The 14,280-nt window shown below is 57.4% G+C and carries 18 protein-coding genes and 2 tRNA genes; 11 read left to right on the top strand and 9 right to left on the bottom strand.

What is annotated here, in order from left to right; genetic code table 11:
• The 4 genes from rpoB to BP869_RS08275 all read right to left on the bottom strand — a co-directional run.
• Window positions 1-1,550 (bottom strand): DNA-directed RNA polymerase subunit B (gene rpoB / locus BP869_RS08290; RefSeq protein WP_342678620.1); only part of this gene is annotated, 1,550 nt, incomplete at its 3' end.
• Entirely contained in the window at window positions 1,547-3,118 is a 1,572-nt protein-coding gene (locus BP869_RS08285; protein WP_342678618.1) for a DNA-directed RNA polymerase subunit B'', read from the bottom strand. The genes BP869_RS08285 and rpoB, both read right to left, overlap by 4 nt.
• 10 nt (window positions 3,119-3,128) lie before the next feature.
• Window positions 3,129-3,380 carry a DNA-directed RNA polymerase subunit H gene (locus BP869_RS08280; protein WP_067049113.1) on the bottom strand — a complete coding sequence of 84 codons (252 nt, stop codon included), beginning with the start codon at window positions 3,378-3,380 and terminating at the stop codon, window positions 3,129-3,131.
• A 75-nt stretch (window positions 3,381-3,455) separates the two neighbouring features.
• A tRNA-Lys gene (locus BP869_RS08275) sits at window positions 3,456-3,529 on the bottom strand.
• Between the two features lie 174 nt (window positions 3,530-3,703).
• On the opposite strand from BP869_RS08275, the gene BP869_RS08270 reads away from it, so the two are divergent.
• On the top strand, window positions 3,704-4,102 hold the full coding sequence (locus BP869_RS08270) for a phosphate-starvation-inducible PsiE family protein (RefSeq protein WP_342678616.1): 399 nt from the start codon (window positions 3,704-3,706) through the stop codon (window positions 4,100-4,102).
• A gap of 34 nt (window positions 4,103-4,136) precedes the next feature.
• Here BP869_RS08270 and BP869_RS08265 read toward each other — a convergent pair whose 3' ends face one another.
• Both BP869_RS08265 and BP869_RS08260 read right to left on the bottom strand, forming a co-directional pair.
• Window positions 4,137-4,766, bottom strand: a complete 630-nt coding sequence (locus BP869_RS08265; RefSeq protein ID WP_300162068.1) for a response regulator — start codon at window positions 4,764-4,766, stop codon at window positions 4,137-4,139.
• On the bottom strand, window positions 4,766-5,140 hold the full coding sequence (locus BP869_RS08260; RefSeq protein WP_067049122.1) for a roadblock/LC7 domain-containing protein: 375 nt from the start codon (window positions 5,138-5,140) through the stop codon (window positions 4,766-4,768). Before BP869_RS08260 ends, BP869_RS08265 begins: the two co-directional genes overlap by 1 nt.
• A gap of 452 nt (window positions 5,141-5,592) precedes the next feature.
• Between BP869_RS08260 and BP869_RS08255 the strand changes: the two genes are divergently transcribed.
• The 6 genes from BP869_RS08255 to BP869_RS08230 all read left to right on the top strand — a co-directional run bounded on the left by BP869_RS08255 (window position 5,593) and on the right by BP869_RS08230 (window position 9,580).
• Window positions 5,593-6,534, top strand: a complete 942-nt coding sequence (locus BP869_RS08255; protein WP_342678611.1) for a hypothetical protein — start codon at window positions 5,593-5,595, stop codon at window positions 6,532-6,534.
• Window positions 6,535-6,541: 7 nt separating this feature from the next.
• Entirely contained in the window at window positions 6,542-7,135 is a 594-nt protein-coding gene (locus BP869_RS08250; RefSeq protein WP_342678609.1) for a hypothetical protein, read from the top strand.
• Window positions 7,136-7,192: 57 nt separating this feature from the next.
• The gene (gene minD / locus BP869_RS08245; protein WP_342678607.1) at window positions 7,193-7,978 is read left to right on the top strand and encodes a cell division ATPase MinD; all 786 of its coding nucleotides are present in this window, start codon (window positions 7,193-7,195) and stop codon (window positions 7,976-7,978) included.
• A 1-nt stretch (window position 7,979) separates the two neighbouring features.
• Entirely contained in the window at window positions 7,980-8,186 is a 207-nt protein-coding gene (locus BP869_RS08240) for a hypothetical protein (RefSeq protein WP_067049131.1), read from the top strand.
• A gap of 437 nt (window positions 8,187-8,623) precedes the next feature.
• Window positions 8,624-8,700 (top strand) — tRNA-Pro (locus tag BP869_RS08235).
• Window positions 8,701-8,719: 19 nt separating this feature from the next.
• Entirely contained in the window at window positions 8,720-9,580 is an 861-nt protein-coding gene (locus BP869_RS08230; RefSeq protein WP_342678606.1) for a damage-control phosphatase ARMT1 family protein, read from the top strand.
• On the opposite strand, the gene BP869_RS08225 is transcribed toward BP869_RS08230, so the two are convergent.
• Window positions 9,570-10,274: a tetratricopeptide repeat protein gene (locus tag BP869_RS08225; RefSeq protein ID WP_342678604.1), complete on the bottom strand. Its 705-nt coding sequence runs from the start codon at window positions 10,272-10,274 to the stop codon at window positions 9,570-9,572. The genes BP869_RS08230 and BP869_RS08225 overlap by 11 nt on opposite strands.
• A 326-nt stretch (window positions 10,275-10,600) precedes the next feature.
• On the opposite strand from BP869_RS08225, the gene BP869_RS08220 reads away from it, so the two are divergent.
• The 3 genes from BP869_RS08220 to BP869_RS08210 are packed head-to-tail and all read left to right on the top strand — an operon-like array spanning window position 10,601 to window position 12,270.
• The gene (locus tag BP869_RS08220) at window positions 10,601-11,059 is read left to right on the top strand and encodes an NfeD family protein (protein WP_067049140.1); all 459 of its coding nucleotides are present in this window, start codon (window positions 10,601-10,603) and stop codon (window positions 11,057-11,059) included.
• The gene (locus BP869_RS08215) at window positions 11,060-12,136 is read left to right on the top strand and encodes an SPFH domain-containing protein (protein ID WP_342678600.1); all 1,077 of its coding nucleotides are present in this window, start codon (window positions 11,060-11,062) and stop codon (window positions 12,134-12,136) included.
• Between the two features lie 8 nt (window positions 12,137-12,144).
• Window positions 12,145-12,270, top strand: a complete 126-nt coding sequence (locus tag BP869_RS08210) for a hypothetical protein (RefSeq protein WP_342678598.1) — start codon at window positions 12,145-12,147, stop codon at window positions 12,268-12,270.
• Between the two features lie 56 nt (window positions 12,271-12,326).
• Here the strand turns inward: BP869_RS08210 and BP869_RS08205 are convergent, their stop codons facing one another.
• Both BP869_RS08205 and BP869_RS08200 read right to left on the bottom strand, forming a co-directional pair.
• A complete protein-coding gene (locus BP869_RS08205; RefSeq protein ID WP_342678596.1) occupies window positions 12,327-12,539 on the bottom strand; it encodes a KTSC domain-containing protein in 213 nt (70 codons plus the stop codon).
• A gap of 200 nt (window positions 12,540-12,739) precedes the next feature.
• Window positions 12,740-13,228 (bottom strand): hypothetical protein, encoded by a 489-nt coding sequence (locus BP869_RS08200; protein ID WP_342678594.1) that lies wholly within the window; start codon window positions 13,226-13,228, stop codon window positions 12,740-12,742.
• A 262-nt stretch (window positions 13,229-13,490) separates the two neighbouring features.
• Between BP869_RS08200 and BP869_RS08195 the strand changes: the two genes are divergently transcribed.
• On the top strand, window positions 13,491-14,126 hold the full coding sequence (locus BP869_RS08195; RefSeq protein ID WP_342678592.1) for a type 1 glutamine amidotransferase family protein: 636 nt from the start codon (window positions 13,491-13,493) through the stop codon (window positions 14,124-14,126).
• The last annotated feature ends 154 nt before the right edge of the window (window positions 14,127-14,280 follow it).

Genomic DNA, 14,280 nt, shown 5'->3' with positions numbered 1-14,280 from the left:
TCCATCTCACCGAACCGGAGACCACCTTCACGGGCACGCCCTTCGGTCGGCTGACGGGTGAGCACCTGGATCGGGCCGCGGGACCGTGCATGCATCTTCGAGGAGACCATGTGGTAGAGCTTCTGGTAATAGATCACGCCGACATAGATATCCGCGTGGAACTGCTTGCCTGTGTAGCCGTCGTACAGGATCTCGCGGCCTGTGTGTGCGAAGCCGTACTGCTTCAGGGCCTGGCGGAGGTTTTCCTCTGTCTCGCCCTTGAATGCGGTGGAGTCGATCCGCCGCCCATCGAGGGCGCCTACCTTGCCGCCGAGCATCTCGAGCATGTGCCCGATGGTCATACGTGACGGGACAGCGTGCGGGTTGATGACCAGGTCGGGGGCGATGCCCATCTCACCGAAGGGCATGTCCTCCTGCGGGACGATCCAGCCGACGACACCCTTCTGCCCGTGCCGGGACGCAAACTTGTCGCCTACCTCGGGCACACGGAGGTCGCGGGTCCTGACTTTCACCAGGCGCGAGGAGTTCTCGCCCTCGGTGATGATTACGGTGTCCACGATGCCGTGCTCGTTGCTCCGCATCGTCACCGAGGTGTCGCGCCGCTTTTCAACGGCGATCAGTTCGCCGCTCGGCTCTTCGAGGAAACGTGGCGGGGAGGTCTTCCCGATAAGGACGTCCTTCTCCTTGACGACCGTCTCGGGGTTGATGACTCCGTCGTCGTCGAGGTTCTGGTAGTACTCCGCGCCGTGGGCGCCTGAGACTTCTTCGTCCGGGATCTCGATTCTGTCGACCTGGCCGCCGGGATAGCGCCTTTCTTCGCCTTCGTAGGTCCTGAAGAAGTGGGAGCGTCCGAGGCCGCGGTCGATCGAGGCCTTGTTGAAGATGAGGGCATCCTCGATGTTGTAGCCTTCGTAGGAAAGGATGCCGACGACGAAGTTCTGGCCGGCCGGCCGATCGTCGGAACCGATCAGGTCGGAGGCCTGGGTATAGACCATCGGCTTCTGGCAGTAGTGGAGCTGGTTGCCTCTCGTGTCGGGCCGCAGTTTCGTGTTGGCCGTGGCAAAACCGAGGGCCTGCTTGACCATGCCTGCGCCCATCGTGACACGCGGCGATGCATTGTGTTCGGGGAACGGCACATGGGCCGCACCGATGCCGAGGATCAGGGAGGGGTCGATCTCGAGGTGAGTGTGTTCGGGGGTCAGGTCGGCCTCGTTGATCGCGATGTAGAGGTTCTCCTCCTCCTCCGCGTCGACGAACTCTATGAGTCCTCTCTTGATGAGGTCTTCGAAGGCGATCTCGTTCGCGGCGAGCTGGGCGATCTCGGCGTTCGTGATCACGGGCTTACCGTCCTTGACGACGATCAGGGGCCTTCTGGCCCGGCCGCGGTCGGTGTTGATGACGACGTCGCCGTTGAACTCCGCGAAGGCGATGTTCACCTCAGAGGAGATTGCCCCGTGGCGCCGCATGGCCCGCGCCTTTTCTACGATCTCTTGTGGGTTTTCAACGAGTCCGATGAGGGACCCGTCAAGGAATACGCGTGACTTTTTCATTCCTTCTTCCCCCCGATGATCAGCGGCTCCACGCCGAGGTTATAGAAGATATTCTTGACATCGTCAGTTTTGTCATAGCCCTTTGAGATCTCTACCATTTGTGCGAAGTTCTTCACCAGACCACAGTTCGGACCTTCAGGGGTTTCTGACGGGCAGATCCGGCCCCACTGGGTCGGGTGCAGGTCACGGGCCTCGAAGTGGGGCTGGGACCGGGACAGCGGCGAGATAACGCGCCGCAGGTGCGAGAGCACGCTCATCCGGTCTGTCCGGTCGAGGAGCTGAGAGACACCTGTCCGTCCGCCGACCCAGTTGCCGGTGGCAAGGGGATGGAGGAGGCGCTCGGTGAGGACATCGGCCCGCACGGCTGTGCTGATCGAGAGGTCCCGGTGGCGCATGCTCGCGCGTTCGAGCTGGTACTTGATATCGCGGGTCAGCCTGTTGAGGGAGATACGGAAGAGGTCCTCCATCAGGTCGCCTGCAAGTTTCAGCCGTTTGTTCGAGTAGTGGTCCTTGTCGTCGATCTTACGGCGGCCGAGCACGAGGTCGAAGCAGGCTTCTGCCATGCGGCCGAGGAAGTGTGCCTTTGCAAGCCGCACACCGATAGCCGTCTGTTCATAGCCCTCGTCGCCTTCCTTGAGGTTCTCGGGCATGAGGTAGTTGAGGTGGGGCAACAGGTAGTTGTCGATAACGAATTCGGCCCTTCTCCTCTGGTACTCCCGGGTCTGGTTCGGAGCGAGTTTCTTGCCCACGTACATGACGCCGCTCTCGACAGAGTCGCATTCGCTCTCTTCGAGGTTCTGCATCATGTAGGTGAGGATTTCCTCGTCTGTCGAGACCGCTTCTACGATCTCCCTGTCACTCCCGAGGCCCAGGGCCCGCATCAGGTCGGAGAACTTCAGGTGGCCGGCGACCGACGGGAAGGAGACTTCGAGCAGGTTCTTCTTGTTTTTCTCGACGACGACGAGTGCACGGTACCCCCGGAACTGGGAGAAGACCTTTGCCACGTAGATCCGCTCGTTGTACCTTTCGGTAAACTCGGTCATGATCTTGTTCGAGGCAAGATCCTCAAGGGTCATGAGGACGCGCTCAGAGCCGTTCACGACGAAATAGCCGCCCGGATCTCTGGGGTCCTCGCCGTGAGCGACCCGCTCGTTGTCGGAAAGCCCCGCGAGGTTGCAGGCGACTGACCCGACCATGACGGGCAGTTGCCCGATCTCGGTCGTGATCGGATCGCCACGCATGTCCCCCTGCACGAGTGCCATCTCGAGTTCGATGGGTGCGGCATAGGTGAGGTTACGCAGGCGCGCCTCTGTTGGGTAAAGAATGCTCTTCGAACCGTCGGCCTCGCGGACGATCGGTTTCAGGATCCGGATCGTGCCGAGTTCGACCCAGACCGCCTCGCTGTTTTTGCCCCGATTTTCGATGTCGGTTTCAATGATCCGCTGTTCGTCCACCACTTTCTGGAGGTTGTGCTCCAGGAAATGATTGTACGAATCCAACTGGTGGCGGGCGACGTGCTCTTCTGAGAAGTATGCCCTCGATATAACGCTTCTATCTAACAGATCCATCCGCCCCCGGTTACTTCTTTGGCCTCTTTACTACAGAACGATACGAGTCGGCGAGGCCAGCCGTCTGGCTCTTCCGGACAATCTTGATGACATCCCCGATCTTTGCCCCGGTGGCCTTGACGGCCGGGTCATCGCTGTAGATACGCGGAAGCTGGTCGAGTGCGATCTGATAACGGGAAAGGAGCTCTGCAATCTCGCTATCGGTCATCTTCTGATGATCCGGCACCATTTCATGATCTAAAACATTAAATCTGGTGCTCATCTTCAATCCCCCGGACAAGAAAGAGTTAAATTCAGATGTATCACCACATAAAAACCACAGACTGCGCCATGGCAGCGGGCCTAGAGGGATTTGAACCCCCGACCATCTGGTTAAAAGCCAGACGCTCTACCTAACTGAGCTATGGGCCCCGTACGCAGACGGCATTATTACAATGATGTTAGAGTTAATATAATTTTCGCTCCCTCGGGACCGTCCGGTCGCTGAAGATTGTCCGGGATGCATCCCTATGCGTTATGATAAGATTTAACTGCTCCGATTCAGACGAATGTGTGATGGCTCTCCCTCAGGATGATAATCCGCAGATGCAGTGGGCGATCGCTGCCATCATGCGGGTCAACCATGTAATATATCTCTTCATTGCCATCGTGCTCGCCCTCCTTGCGGTGGTATCGTTCTATGATGTGGCGCTCCAGTTCATGGATAGCCTGAGGTCCGATGTGCCGATGACCGACAGCATCCTCACGGTGCTCCACGCCCTCCTGGTCACCATCATCATCATCGAGATCCTGGAGACTGTGACTGCGTATTTCCGGACCAACCGTCTGCAGGTGCGACCGATCCTTATTGCGGGCCTCACCGCTATGGTGCGGAAGGTGCTCGTCTACGGCCTGGAGCCGACCGACATTGTTGATGTGGCAGGGACGGTGGCGGTCATTGCGGTGCTCACCCTTGCGGTGGTCCTGATTGGAAAAGAGGAGTAATGCCCCTGGTGGACCGGGCATCGAAGAAACGGATTTATTTTTTCTGCTGAAGGGTGTCGATCTCTTCCTTGATCTGGGCAAGGCGTTCCTGCTGGAACCTGATGCTGTTTTCCATGGTCTTGATCGCAAGGGAGACTTTCTCGCTCGCCTTGCTGTCATTGATATTGTAGGTCGTCTCAAGGATGCGGAGGAGGCGGTTGTTCACGTCGACCCCTTTTGCGAGCCGCGCGTATTCGTCGACAAGGCGCTGGTCGAGTCCGACCTCCTTCGCCCTGTCGACATCGTCCCTGATCATCTCACGGCGCTTGAGCACGCGCTCGATCGCGTCATAGAGTTCCCGATGGGTGATGGGCTTTAAGATGTAGTCTTCGATATATGAGCCGTACCCTTCTGCTTCATCTGGCGTGAGTTGTTTTGCTGTCAGCATCAATACCGGGATGTCGCGCGTCTTCGGGTTGATCTTGATATTTTCGAGAGTCTCCCAGCCGTCCATCGGCTCCATCATGATGTCGAGAAGGATGAGGTCGGGTGTGACGGTAGTGAGGATCTCAAGGGCCTCCTCGCCGCCGTATGCCGCGATTGACTGGTACCCTCCCCTCTCCAGCATGGTGACGAAGACGTCCACGATGAATGGGCTGTCGTCCACCACCAGAACCGTGTACATTATAGTACCTCCGCGATCTCAGCCGCGATCTTGGTGAATAACTTGTAGGCTGCCTCTGTGTCTGCCGTGGGATCGAGGACGACCGCAAGGAGCGTCCGGTCTCCGGCACCCATGACAAGCATCGAGGCGTCGTCTGAGGTGACCAGTACCTTCCCTGGTGGCTGGATATGTGATATGCTCGCCGCGGCCTCGGCCGCTGCCAGCATGGTCGCGCTCATGGCAGCGAAAGAAGGTACGGATACCCCTGCTGCGAACGATTTGCCCATCAGGATCCCGTCGCGGGAGGCGAGCACGCAGGCTGAAACGCCCCTGACCTCCATGATCTCCCTGATGAACGAATTTATTCTCTCTTTTAATCCCTGATGTTCTGTCATGCCCACCGTGTATCTTACTTCATCTTATATATCATATTTTGGTTTCTCTTGCGCCTGATATCAGGTAATCTCACCAATATGGGCATGTTATGGGGTTCTTGTCGACGTGTTCCGAACATTTTGATTTTTTTTCTCGTGCATCTGTCCGGGACGAATGTTCTGTTCGGTGCATGTGCGGTCTGTTAAAATTCGCCGTCTGTGCCGGTTTTTCAGAATCGGGGGTGACGTCTCCTGCAGGAGATATCGATATATTTTAATGGCGATCTTGATGCTGTCTTGTGATGTAATATTATCTTTTCTATTTCTCACCATTAACATAGGGTTATAATATTCCTAAACACTACACCATATTAATGGATATTCCGAGAGGTACCTTCTCTACAATCAGACGAGATACCGCCATATCTGCTGTTCTTGCAGAGATCCGGGATACATCATTCAGCGGATATGCGATGGTGAGCCACGGAGGCGGCCTGATCTCACTTGTCTTCTCCGAAGGTGCCTGCATACTCGCAGAGTACCAGGGCCTGCTTGGCGCCGCAGCCTTGCAGGCAGTCCAGTCAATGGGGGAGGAGACGGCAGAGATCGGGCTTTATCTTCTCACCCGCCAGCAGCTTCGGCTGGCAGACGAATTCAACAGAAATGCCCGGGTCACTATTGGCGAACCCCCTGCACGGAGTGGGGGGGCGCCGGCGGCACGGGGCGCCGTGAAAGCGCAGCCGCCCGCCGCCGCGCAGGCATCTCCCGGGAAAGAGCGCCTTGTCGTTCCCAGGGGGGAGCTTTGCGAGGTAAAAAAGGATGTGCCAATTGCAGGGATGCTTGAACACCTGAAGGAGCGCGCATTCACGGGCTATGGTCTCTTTACGGTGGCTTCGGTCGGTTTTACCCTTGTCTTTTCCGGGGGATCCTGTATCCTTGCCGCGTATGGCAGGGAGCGCGGCGCTGCCGCTCTGGAAAAAGCGAAGACATCGAGTGCGCCGGGTGATGTCGGTCTCTATACTCTTACTCTCCAGCAGATCGCCCTCTCTCTTGAGTTCAATGGCGGGTACCGCGTCGAAGGTCCCCCCCGGACAGAGGTCCGCTCTATGGCTGGCAGCCCGCCCCTCTCTCAGAAAGGGGCGGAGGCACCTGCCCTGAAGAACCGGCCCTCGCCGCCCCAGAAGGGAGGTACGGCAGGGCCTGCTGTCCCTTCACCGGCACCGGTGCGGGAGAACCTGAAGGGAACTGACCCGGACTCCTCAATGGTGGCCGCTGCCGTCATGAGGGATCTCGACGCCCTTGATGCGATCGATCCCGTGGAAATGGCGGCAAACCTGAAGACCGGCTATGTCTCGATACTGGACCGCCTCCAGCTCGGGCATCTGGTCGATGAAAAGAAGAAAAAGGAAGCGTGATAGTCACATGGATGATGGAACAACGTTCATTGCACTGGGACAGATCATTGTCGTACTCCTTGCATTGATAGGTATGGGTGTTGCCGGCTGTGTCCTCTATCTGGTGAGAGTTCAGGACCAGCTGGCAGCGATACGAAAAGATTCGCAGGAAAGGCAGCAGTATGCCCAGCTGCGGAACATCATCGGCGGGACAGCACAGGCGCCGGTGGACATGTTCACGCTCTTCAAGCATATCCAGCGGTCTCGTGAGGTTGAATGGGAAAAGCCCCCCCTTGCTCTCAGCCTCTTTGATGGACGCACCGATATTGCGGGAAGCATGCAGGCGATGTGTGAAAAGTACTATCTGGATGCATTCACGATCGCCACCGACGACGGTCTTGTGGTCGCCTCCTCGGAGGACGATGCATCTGCCGATGCGGCAAAGTACAGTTACCTCTTTACCGAGGGGAAACTTCCCGACGATCCGAAGGTGATGCTCTTTGGTATCCAGCACAAGGGTTCGAGCCTTGTCGGCATCCTCAGGACCGAACACAACATCCCCGATGCCTGGGTCAAAGACATGGAAAGCGACGCGGTGTCCGTTCTGAGGAACTGGCTGTGAGGATAGTGTGGAGGTCGGACAGAATGAGTCGAACCGAAGCATGGTACGAGGTATGAGATGATACGAGCATACACAATAGCATCCGGTAAGGGCGGGACGGGGAAAACGACCTTCACGGTCAATCTCGGCACCGCACTTGCTCAGCTCGGCAAAGAGACCTATATTCTTGATGCTGACGTCGGGATGGCGAATATCGGGATCCTGCTTGGCCTGGAAAATGTGCCGGTGACTCTCCATGAGGTACTTGCCGGAAAAGCAACTATTGATGAGGCGATCTATGACGGCCCTGCCGGTCTGAAGGTGGTCCCGAGCGGCATCTCCCTCCAGGGATTTCAGGATGCAAATCCTGACCGTTTGAGGGAAGTCATGCATGACCTTGTCGATCGGTGCGATTACCTGCTGATCGATGCCCCGGCAGGCATCAGCAGGGACGGTGTGGTTCCGCTTGCAGTTGCCGATGAGGTGATTCTGGTGGTCAATCCAGAACTCTCCTCCATTGTCGACGCGCTGAAGACAAAGATCCTCACCGAACTGGTCGGGGGCCATGTCCAGCATGCGATCATCAACCGGGCCGGCAGGGATAACCTTGATTTCGTCGAGCATAAGATTGAAAAGTCTCTGGGTGTCACCTCACTGGGCGTCATCCCCGAAGACACCTATGTCAGGGAATCGGCGGCGTACAAGATGCCGGTGGTGATCAAGCACCCGACTTCGGGCGCCGCGCGGGCTATCAAGAAGATCGCCGCGGAGATCGCCGGCTGTGAGTATCACGACGATGTCGCTGTAACGCGTGAAGGATTCATTGATCGTCTTGCAAGAACTCTCTTCAGGGGGAATCGGTAAAATGGAACCATTCGACATGGGAGGCATCCTCCTCATTATTCTGGGCTGCGTGATTGTCATCCAGCTCTTCATCATGTATATCATGTACGTCAGAATTCAGCAGCTGCTGACAGAAGTCGACGCCATCGGTAGCAAGATGAAGATCACGGACACCGAACTTGAAGCGCTCACCAAGAACGTTGAAAAGTTCAAGCAGTTACGGATCTGAATTTATTTTACTTTTTTTTAATCTCTGATGAATCGCTCATGAAACGAAGTTTCAGGCGTTTCTTTGAAATCATCTCGGGGGTTTTCGTGGTAAATCTTTTACCAGTCTTCTCGTGCTCCCTTCGGTCGCAGCCCCCGGACCCCCAATGTAAGATAGGACGGGAAAGACAGAACAGAAAATCCAGGGGGGATTGCCATCCACTCCTACCTATCCTAATGTTGGGGTCTGGGGGTGAAGCCCCCGGTGAATTACGCCCGTACACTACCTTTTCCGTAATGCTGCGTTCTCCGGGGTAGCGATATACCTCTTCTCCTCCAACCCCTCCCGCTCCAGTCCCCTGCTCGCGAGTCGTCCCTGTCACTGCCCTCTGGCCCCCATTCGAGTGCTCCTGACGGAAGAGTACATATAGCGTGACGTCCCAACATATACAGTCGGTTGGGGTCATAGGGTAGCCTGGCCATCCTAGGAGACTGGGGGTCTTCTGACCCGCGTTCAAATCGCGGTGACCCCACCACCTTATTCTTGGTGTTTTTATGAAATTTCAGCCACGGTGTACTGAATGTCTTCTCTCCCGCGTGGGATATGAGGCCGGGCTTGTGCTCGACGATCCCGCAGCGATCGAGGAGGTGCGGCGTGCGGCGGCGGCAGTGCTCGCCGCGGGACAGGATGACCCGGCGGTGCCGGCACCGGTGCTTGCAGGTGCTGTCCACCGGTGCGCGTATAGTCTGATCGGTGTCGATGACCCGTACCTGGACCTCAAGAAGCAGAACAACAGGGACGCCCTCCTTGCCGTCGAAATGGTCGCGCCCGACCTCGTGACTTTCAGGGATTATGTCACTGCCGCGGTGCTCGGCAACACCTTTGACTACGGTGTCCAGTCCCACCAGGTGACCGGAGACTTTCTCTCGTTCTTTGCGACAGAGTTCCCGAAAGGCCTTGCAATCGACGACACCGACAGGATCCTCCCGCTCTGCCGCGATGTCGTCTATTTCACTGACAATTGCGGGGAGATTGTCTTCGACCGCCTCCTTCTCAGGTACCTGAAGGCACAGGGTGCGACGGTGACCGTCGTCGTGCGCGGCGCTCCCATTCTCAATGACGCTACCATGGAAGACGCCCTCACCCTCGGCCTTGACGCCATTGCCGACCACGTGACCACGACAACCTGCGGCGAGCGTGAACTCGGCGTGAACCTCTCTTTCATCCCTGACGACCTTGCGACGGCCCTCGAAGGATGCAGCCTTGTCATTGCAAAGGGGATGGCAAACTACGAAGCTCTCACCGAATATGACGATTTCCCGCCGACCGCCTTCCTGATGGCTGTCAAGTGCGAGACGATCGCCGGTATGGTCGGCGTCCCGAAGGGATCGAAGGTGGCGCTGCTCAGGGACTGATCCCGTCCTTCTCCCGGATCATCCCTTCCATGCACCTCCTGATGAGGTCTTCTGTCTTCGGATTGCCCGGACGCCTGGCCATGGCACGTTTGCAGAATGCGGCGGCCTCTTTGTAGTGGCCAAGTGTGATGAGGCGTTCGGCCATCTCGTGGATGAGGTCGACGTTGGTCGGGTCGAGGCGGCAGCCGCGGGCCAGATATTCGATCGCCTCCCTGTCGCTCCCGGCTGTTTTTGCAAGGTAATACATCAGTTGAGGCTGGTTCGGCTTTTTTCTCAGGGCCTGCCGGAAGGCCTCCCGGGCTTCTTCTTTCCTGCCGAGGTGGTAGAGCGCCGCCCCGTGGCCGAACCAGGCCTCGCCGTCGTACCTGTTGAGAGTGAGGGCTGCAAGGAAGGCCTCGTCGGCGGGCCCGGGCATGTCGAGTTTGAGAAGCGAACTCCCCAGGAGAACAAGAGCCTTCAGGTTTTCGGGCTCACGGGTGGCGGCCATAAGGAAGTGCTGGTATGCCTCCCTGTACTGACCTGTCGCCATCAGCACCTCCCCTTTGCCGATCAGGAAGTCAGGGTGGTCGGGCACCACCTTGAGTGCACGCTCGAAAAAAGAGAGCGCTTCCTCGTATTCGTGCATGGAAAGGTGTGTGATGCCTTCGTTGTACCATCCGAGAGCATATCTCTTCTGTCTGGGTATATCCTGCATGGCGATCACGGGCGGTGCGACGAATGATCAAATACTATTTATTGTATTTATTTGTTTTCCTGGGTCCTCGGGGACAATAATACTGAATTCATAATATAATCATATATTTTTGTAATGTGTGAGAAAATAGTGGTTATTTGTTGGTAGATCTCTCCCGCCTTTCTCGTCCCTGCCTCTCTCTGGCGAGGGCGTCCATAAAAGAGGTGATGACCTGGCATGGAAGAATATTTTTTGCCAGAAAAAAAGCCTTTAATGGAACATTCGGCACGATCAAAACTCTGTATATCTCCAGACAGGTTTATATGCGGCCTCTCCGTATTCTTCGTATGGATCCTGTGCTGGGCATCTCCCTTGGCTGGGTTCTGATCGTGCTCGGGGCCCTCCTGCTCGTTATCGAAGCCACGAATCCCGGCTTCTTCGTCGCCGTCCCCGGGACCGTGATGATCATCCTGGGTGTTCTCTTTGTGCTGGGCGTCGATGTCTTCGGGTCGACCCTCGGCGTCGTCGTCGGGGTGGTGACGGCCCTTGCAGCGGCCGCGGTCACTGTCTGGCTCTACTCCCGGATCACTCCCCAGGAAAAGCCGACGACGATCAGCCGCGACTCCGTCGTCGGCCAGGAGGGGCATGTTGTCAGGGACGTGGACCCTGACTCCATCGCGGGGAAGGTCAGGATCGGTGGCGTCGAGTGGAGCGCCAGCTCGGCCTCCGCCCCTCTCAGGGTGGGGACGAGGGTTGTCGTCGTCCGTTCAGAGGGCGTGCATGTCGTTGTCGATGAGGTGAAATGAATGGTAGTTGAAGAAATACTCAACAATCTGGTCACGATCTTCCTGATCCTCGTGGTCATCTATATCATGTCACGGGGGGTTGTGATCATCCAGCCCTATGAACAGGGGCTGCAGATCAGGCTTGGAAAGTATATCGGGAGGCTCAACCCGGGTTTCCGGTGGGTCGTCCCCCTGATCACGTTCGTCCAGAAGATCGACCTCCGCACTCAGGTGATGGATGTCCCGTCGCAGGAGGTGATCACCAAGGACAACTCCCCGACCAATGTCGACGCCATCGTGTACACCCGTGTGGTGGACCCGGAGAAGGCCTTCTTCGAGGTCGCGAACTACCGGATGGCGACGGTCGCCCTTGCCCAGACAAGCCTTCGCGGCATCATCGGCGATATGGAGCTTGACGAGGTGCTTTACAACCGCGACCTGATCAACACGAAGCTGCGTGACATCCTGGATCGGGAGACCGACCAGTGGGGCGTGAAGGTTGAGCGCGTGGAGATCAAGGAGGTCGACCCTGTCGGTGCCGTGAAGCAGGCGATGACCGAGCAGACGGCTGCGGAGAGGGAAAGGCGTGCGGCAATCCTCCGTGCCGAGGGTGACAAGCGCTCGGCGATTCTCCGCGCCGAGGGTGAGAGGCAGTCCGTGATCCTCCAGGCCGAGGGCGAGCGGCAGAGCAAGGTCCTCCGTGCCGAGGGTGAACGGCTCTCCCGGATCCTCCAGGCGCAGGGCGAGGCCCAGGGGCTGCGCATCCTTTCCCTTGGCTCCCGGCCGCTGGACAAGAAGACGATCACCGTTCTCTCCCTCGACGCCCTGAAGCAGATGGCAGACGGGCAGGCGACGAAGATCATCTTCCCCTTCGAAGTGTCGAGCCTGATCAAGCAGAGCGCGCGCTTCCTCGGGGCGACCGACGAGATGCCCGAGGTCGAGGGCGTTACAGAGGCAGGGGAGATCGACGCCTCGATCCTCGGCGAGGTGCCGAAGCCCGAAGAGATTGCAAAACTCCTCGAACGTCTCGAAGAGAAACTGGAAACCGAAGGGGAGTCGATCGAGGAATTGAAGATCGGGAAGAAAGAGTCAATCTAATCTTTTTTTTGTCCCGGAATATTTCCGGGACCTATTCCCATTTCTCCTCTCTTCTCAAGCAACTCGAAAAAGAGGTGGAGTGCGGCGAGACGATCGAGGAGTCGAAGACCGGGTCTGTCTCCGGGGCCCCGTAATTTTTTTCGGCACGGAAAAATATCTTTTTTCCCGGTTCAGGTAAATTCTCTGCCTCTTACCGGATCTTTCTGAAGTGATACCACTCTTTGATGTGTTCGTTGAAGTATGTCCCGTGGGAGGAGGCCGCCATCAATTCCCGATAGACCGACGCAGGGACGTCCGAATACTGGTAGAGAGAACCGTTCGTGAACTCGATCTCCAGGGTGCCGGAGAGAGCACTGTATCCGACCGATTGGATGGTGCCGGAGGTGACCGCTTGCCGCAACATGGATCTGCCTCTAGCGTGTCTGTTGATATACTGTTCTATTCGAGGTATCGAGCCTCATCAAGCAGAGCGCACTCTTGCTGGGGGGGCACGCGACGAGACACTGGAGGTCGAGGATGTCACGGAGGCCGGGAAAAAAGAGGCACTCTAATCTTTTTTTGGGCGAATATCTGTTCCGGGTCCCGGTCAGGTCTCCTTCGCCGTCAAGCCCCTCTCCATCCAAGAAACCGATACAGAAGCGTCGCAAGACCGACATTCACTGCCATCACGCAGGCATAGACCACGCCGTTGGAGAGAGGGGTGTGCCAGTAGATGGCCGGCACCATCGAGAGGCCGGAAGAGACGAGGAGAAACGGGAAGAAGATCCCGACAACCGAAACCAGGATGTCGCAGACGAGAACGCGTCTGAAGCCGGGCGTCTCGCCTGACCGACCGGAGACGACGAAGGGCGGGACGAGCACCGCCACGGGCACCCCGAATGCCAGTGCCCCGATAAGAAGCGTTGGGGCGTCGGTCTGCATGAGCAGGGCAAAACCGAGCACGGCGAGGAGGATGAGTATCCCGAGGTGGTGAAGGCGATCGCCTGTCTTCGCGAGAATTGTATAGAAACAACCGAGCAGCACGAGCCCTATGAGGCAGGCGACGACCTCGAAGAGTATCACGAGGAAGAGAAAGCCTTCGACGACATCCATTCAGGGTCCTCGTGCAGATGATTGGTGGGCTCCCCCTTGTATCTTTGTATTCGCCCTTCCCTCTCAAGGGGTGGGCTTCGTGCCTGTTTTGAAAAAAAGGACTCTGTTGAATCGCTCATGAAACGAAGTTACAAGCGGTTCTTTGAAAACCCCCTCAGTGGTTTTCATGGCCCGGGCAGAAGGTAGAGGGAAGGCGGCGGATCTGTGCTCCCTCCCCGGGAGATATTATACCTCCGACTTCAAATCCTCTGTACGGTGAACGATGAAAGGTAGTGTCTATCTCTTCGCATGTCCTGCTTTTGCCGACTGGGAACCGCCGCTTGCGGTCTCCATGATCTCTGATACGAACAAAACATTCCCGAAAAAAAGAAGTTACAGGGTGATCGCCTTCGGGCTTTCGAAAGGGCCGGTCACGTCGCTCGGCGGGATCACGGTCCTCCCGGACGTCGATGTCGGCGGAGTCGACCTTGCGGATGCGGCGATGGTGATCCTGCCAGGGTCGTCATACTACGAAAACCACGACCCAGTTGAACTGGTCCCCCTGATCCGGGAGTGCGTGCGGCAAAAAATCACCGTAGCGGCGATCTGCGGGGGGACGCTCTTCCTCGCACGGCACGGTTTTCTGGACGACGTCCGCCACACCAGTTGCGGTCCAGAGTGGCTGAAGGAGCACGCCCCCGACTATCGCGGGGAGACGCAGTACGTCCATGTGCCGAGCGTCGCCGACGGTGGCATCATCACGGCAAACCCCTTTGGGTTCGTGGAGTTTGCCGCCGAGATCATACGGACGCTGGACGTGTTCCTCCCCGGATTTCTCGAATTCTGGGTGCGCACCATCAAGACCGGCTACCTGAATGTCGATTCGGCCGACCCGACGGCGGGAAAGATGAAAGAGTGAGGGTCGGCGACGATCCCGAGCGCACGCCTGAGCGTGGACGCGATCACTCCGTTGAAGAGGTTGCGGTAGTTTCTGTGCTGCTCGGTCATGCCTTCACGCCTTCGGTTCCTGAAAGTGACTCCAGTGATCATATCGTTCCTAATTGCTGAAGAAA

The sequence above is a fragment of the Methanofollis sp. UBA420 genome (assembly GCF_002498315.1).
Classification (GTDB): Archaea; Halobacteriota; Methanomicrobia; order Methanomicrobiales; family Methanofollaceae; genus Methanofollis.
This window is presented reverse-complemented; position numbering and strand designations above follow the sequence as displayed.

Excerpts from the sequence above, each read along its gene's own strand:
- BP869_RS08285 (WP_342678618.1), bottom strand. The coding sequence starts at position 3,118 with ATGGATCTGTTAGATAGAAGCGTTATATCGAGGGCATACTTCTCAGAA.
- BP869_RS08280 (WP_067049113.1), bottom strand. The coding sequence starts at position 3,380 with ATGAGCACCAGATTTAATGTTTTAGATCATGAAATGGTGCCGGATCAT.
- BP869_RS08270 (WP_342678616.1), top strand. The coding sequence starts at position 3,704 with ATGCAGTGGGCGATCGCTGCCATCATGCGGGTCAACCATGTAATATAT.
- BP869_RS08265 (WP_300162068.1), bottom strand. The coding sequence starts at position 4,766 with ATGTACACGGTTCTGGTGGTGGACGACAGCCCATTCATCGTGGACGTC.
- BP869_RS08260 (WP_067049122.1), bottom strand. The coding sequence starts at position 5,140 with ATGACAGAACATCAGGGATTAAAAGAGAGAATAAATTCGTTCATCAGG.
- BP869_RS08255 (WP_342678611.1), top strand. The coding sequence starts at position 5,593 with ATGGTGAGCCACGGAGGCGGCCTGATCTCACTTGTCTTCTCCGAAGGT.
- BP869_RS08250 (WP_342678609.1), top strand. The coding sequence starts at position 6,542 with ATGGATGATGGAACAACGTTCATTGCACTGGGACAGATCATTGTCGTA.
- minD (WP_342678607.1), top strand. The coding sequence starts at position 7,193 with ATGATACGAGCATACACAATAGCATCCGGTAAGGGCGGGACGGGGAAA.
- BP869_RS08240 (WP_067049131.1), top strand. The coding sequence starts at position 7,980 with ATGGAACCATTCGACATGGGAGGCATCCTCCTCATTATTCTGGGCTGC.
- BP869_RS08230 (WP_342678606.1), top strand. The coding sequence starts at position 8,720 with ATGAAATTTCAGCCACGGTGTACTGAATGTCTTCTCTCCCGCGTGGGA.
- BP869_RS08225 (WP_342678604.1), bottom strand. The coding sequence starts at position 10,274 with ATGCAGGATATACCCAGACAGAAGAGATATGCTCTCGGATGGTACAAC.
- BP869_RS08220 (WP_067049140.1), top strand. The coding sequence starts at position 10,601 with ATGGATCCTGTGCTGGGCATCTCCCTTGGCTGGGTTCTGATCGTGCTC.
- BP869_RS08215 (WP_342678600.1), top strand. The coding sequence starts at position 11,060 with ATGGTAGTTGAAGAAATACTCAACAATCTGGTCACGATCTTCCTGATC.
- BP869_RS08205 (WP_342678596.1), bottom strand. The coding sequence starts at position 12,539 with ATGTTGCGGCAAGCGGTCACCTCCGGCACCATCCAATCGGTCGGATAC.
- BP869_RS08200 (WP_342678594.1), bottom strand. The coding sequence starts at position 13,228 with ATGGATGTCGTCGAAGGCTTTCTCTTCCTCGTGATACTCTTCGAGGTC.
- BP869_RS08195 (WP_342678592.1), top strand. The coding sequence starts at position 13,491 with ATGAAAGGTAGTGTCTATCTCTTCGCATGTCCTGCTTTTGCCGACTGG.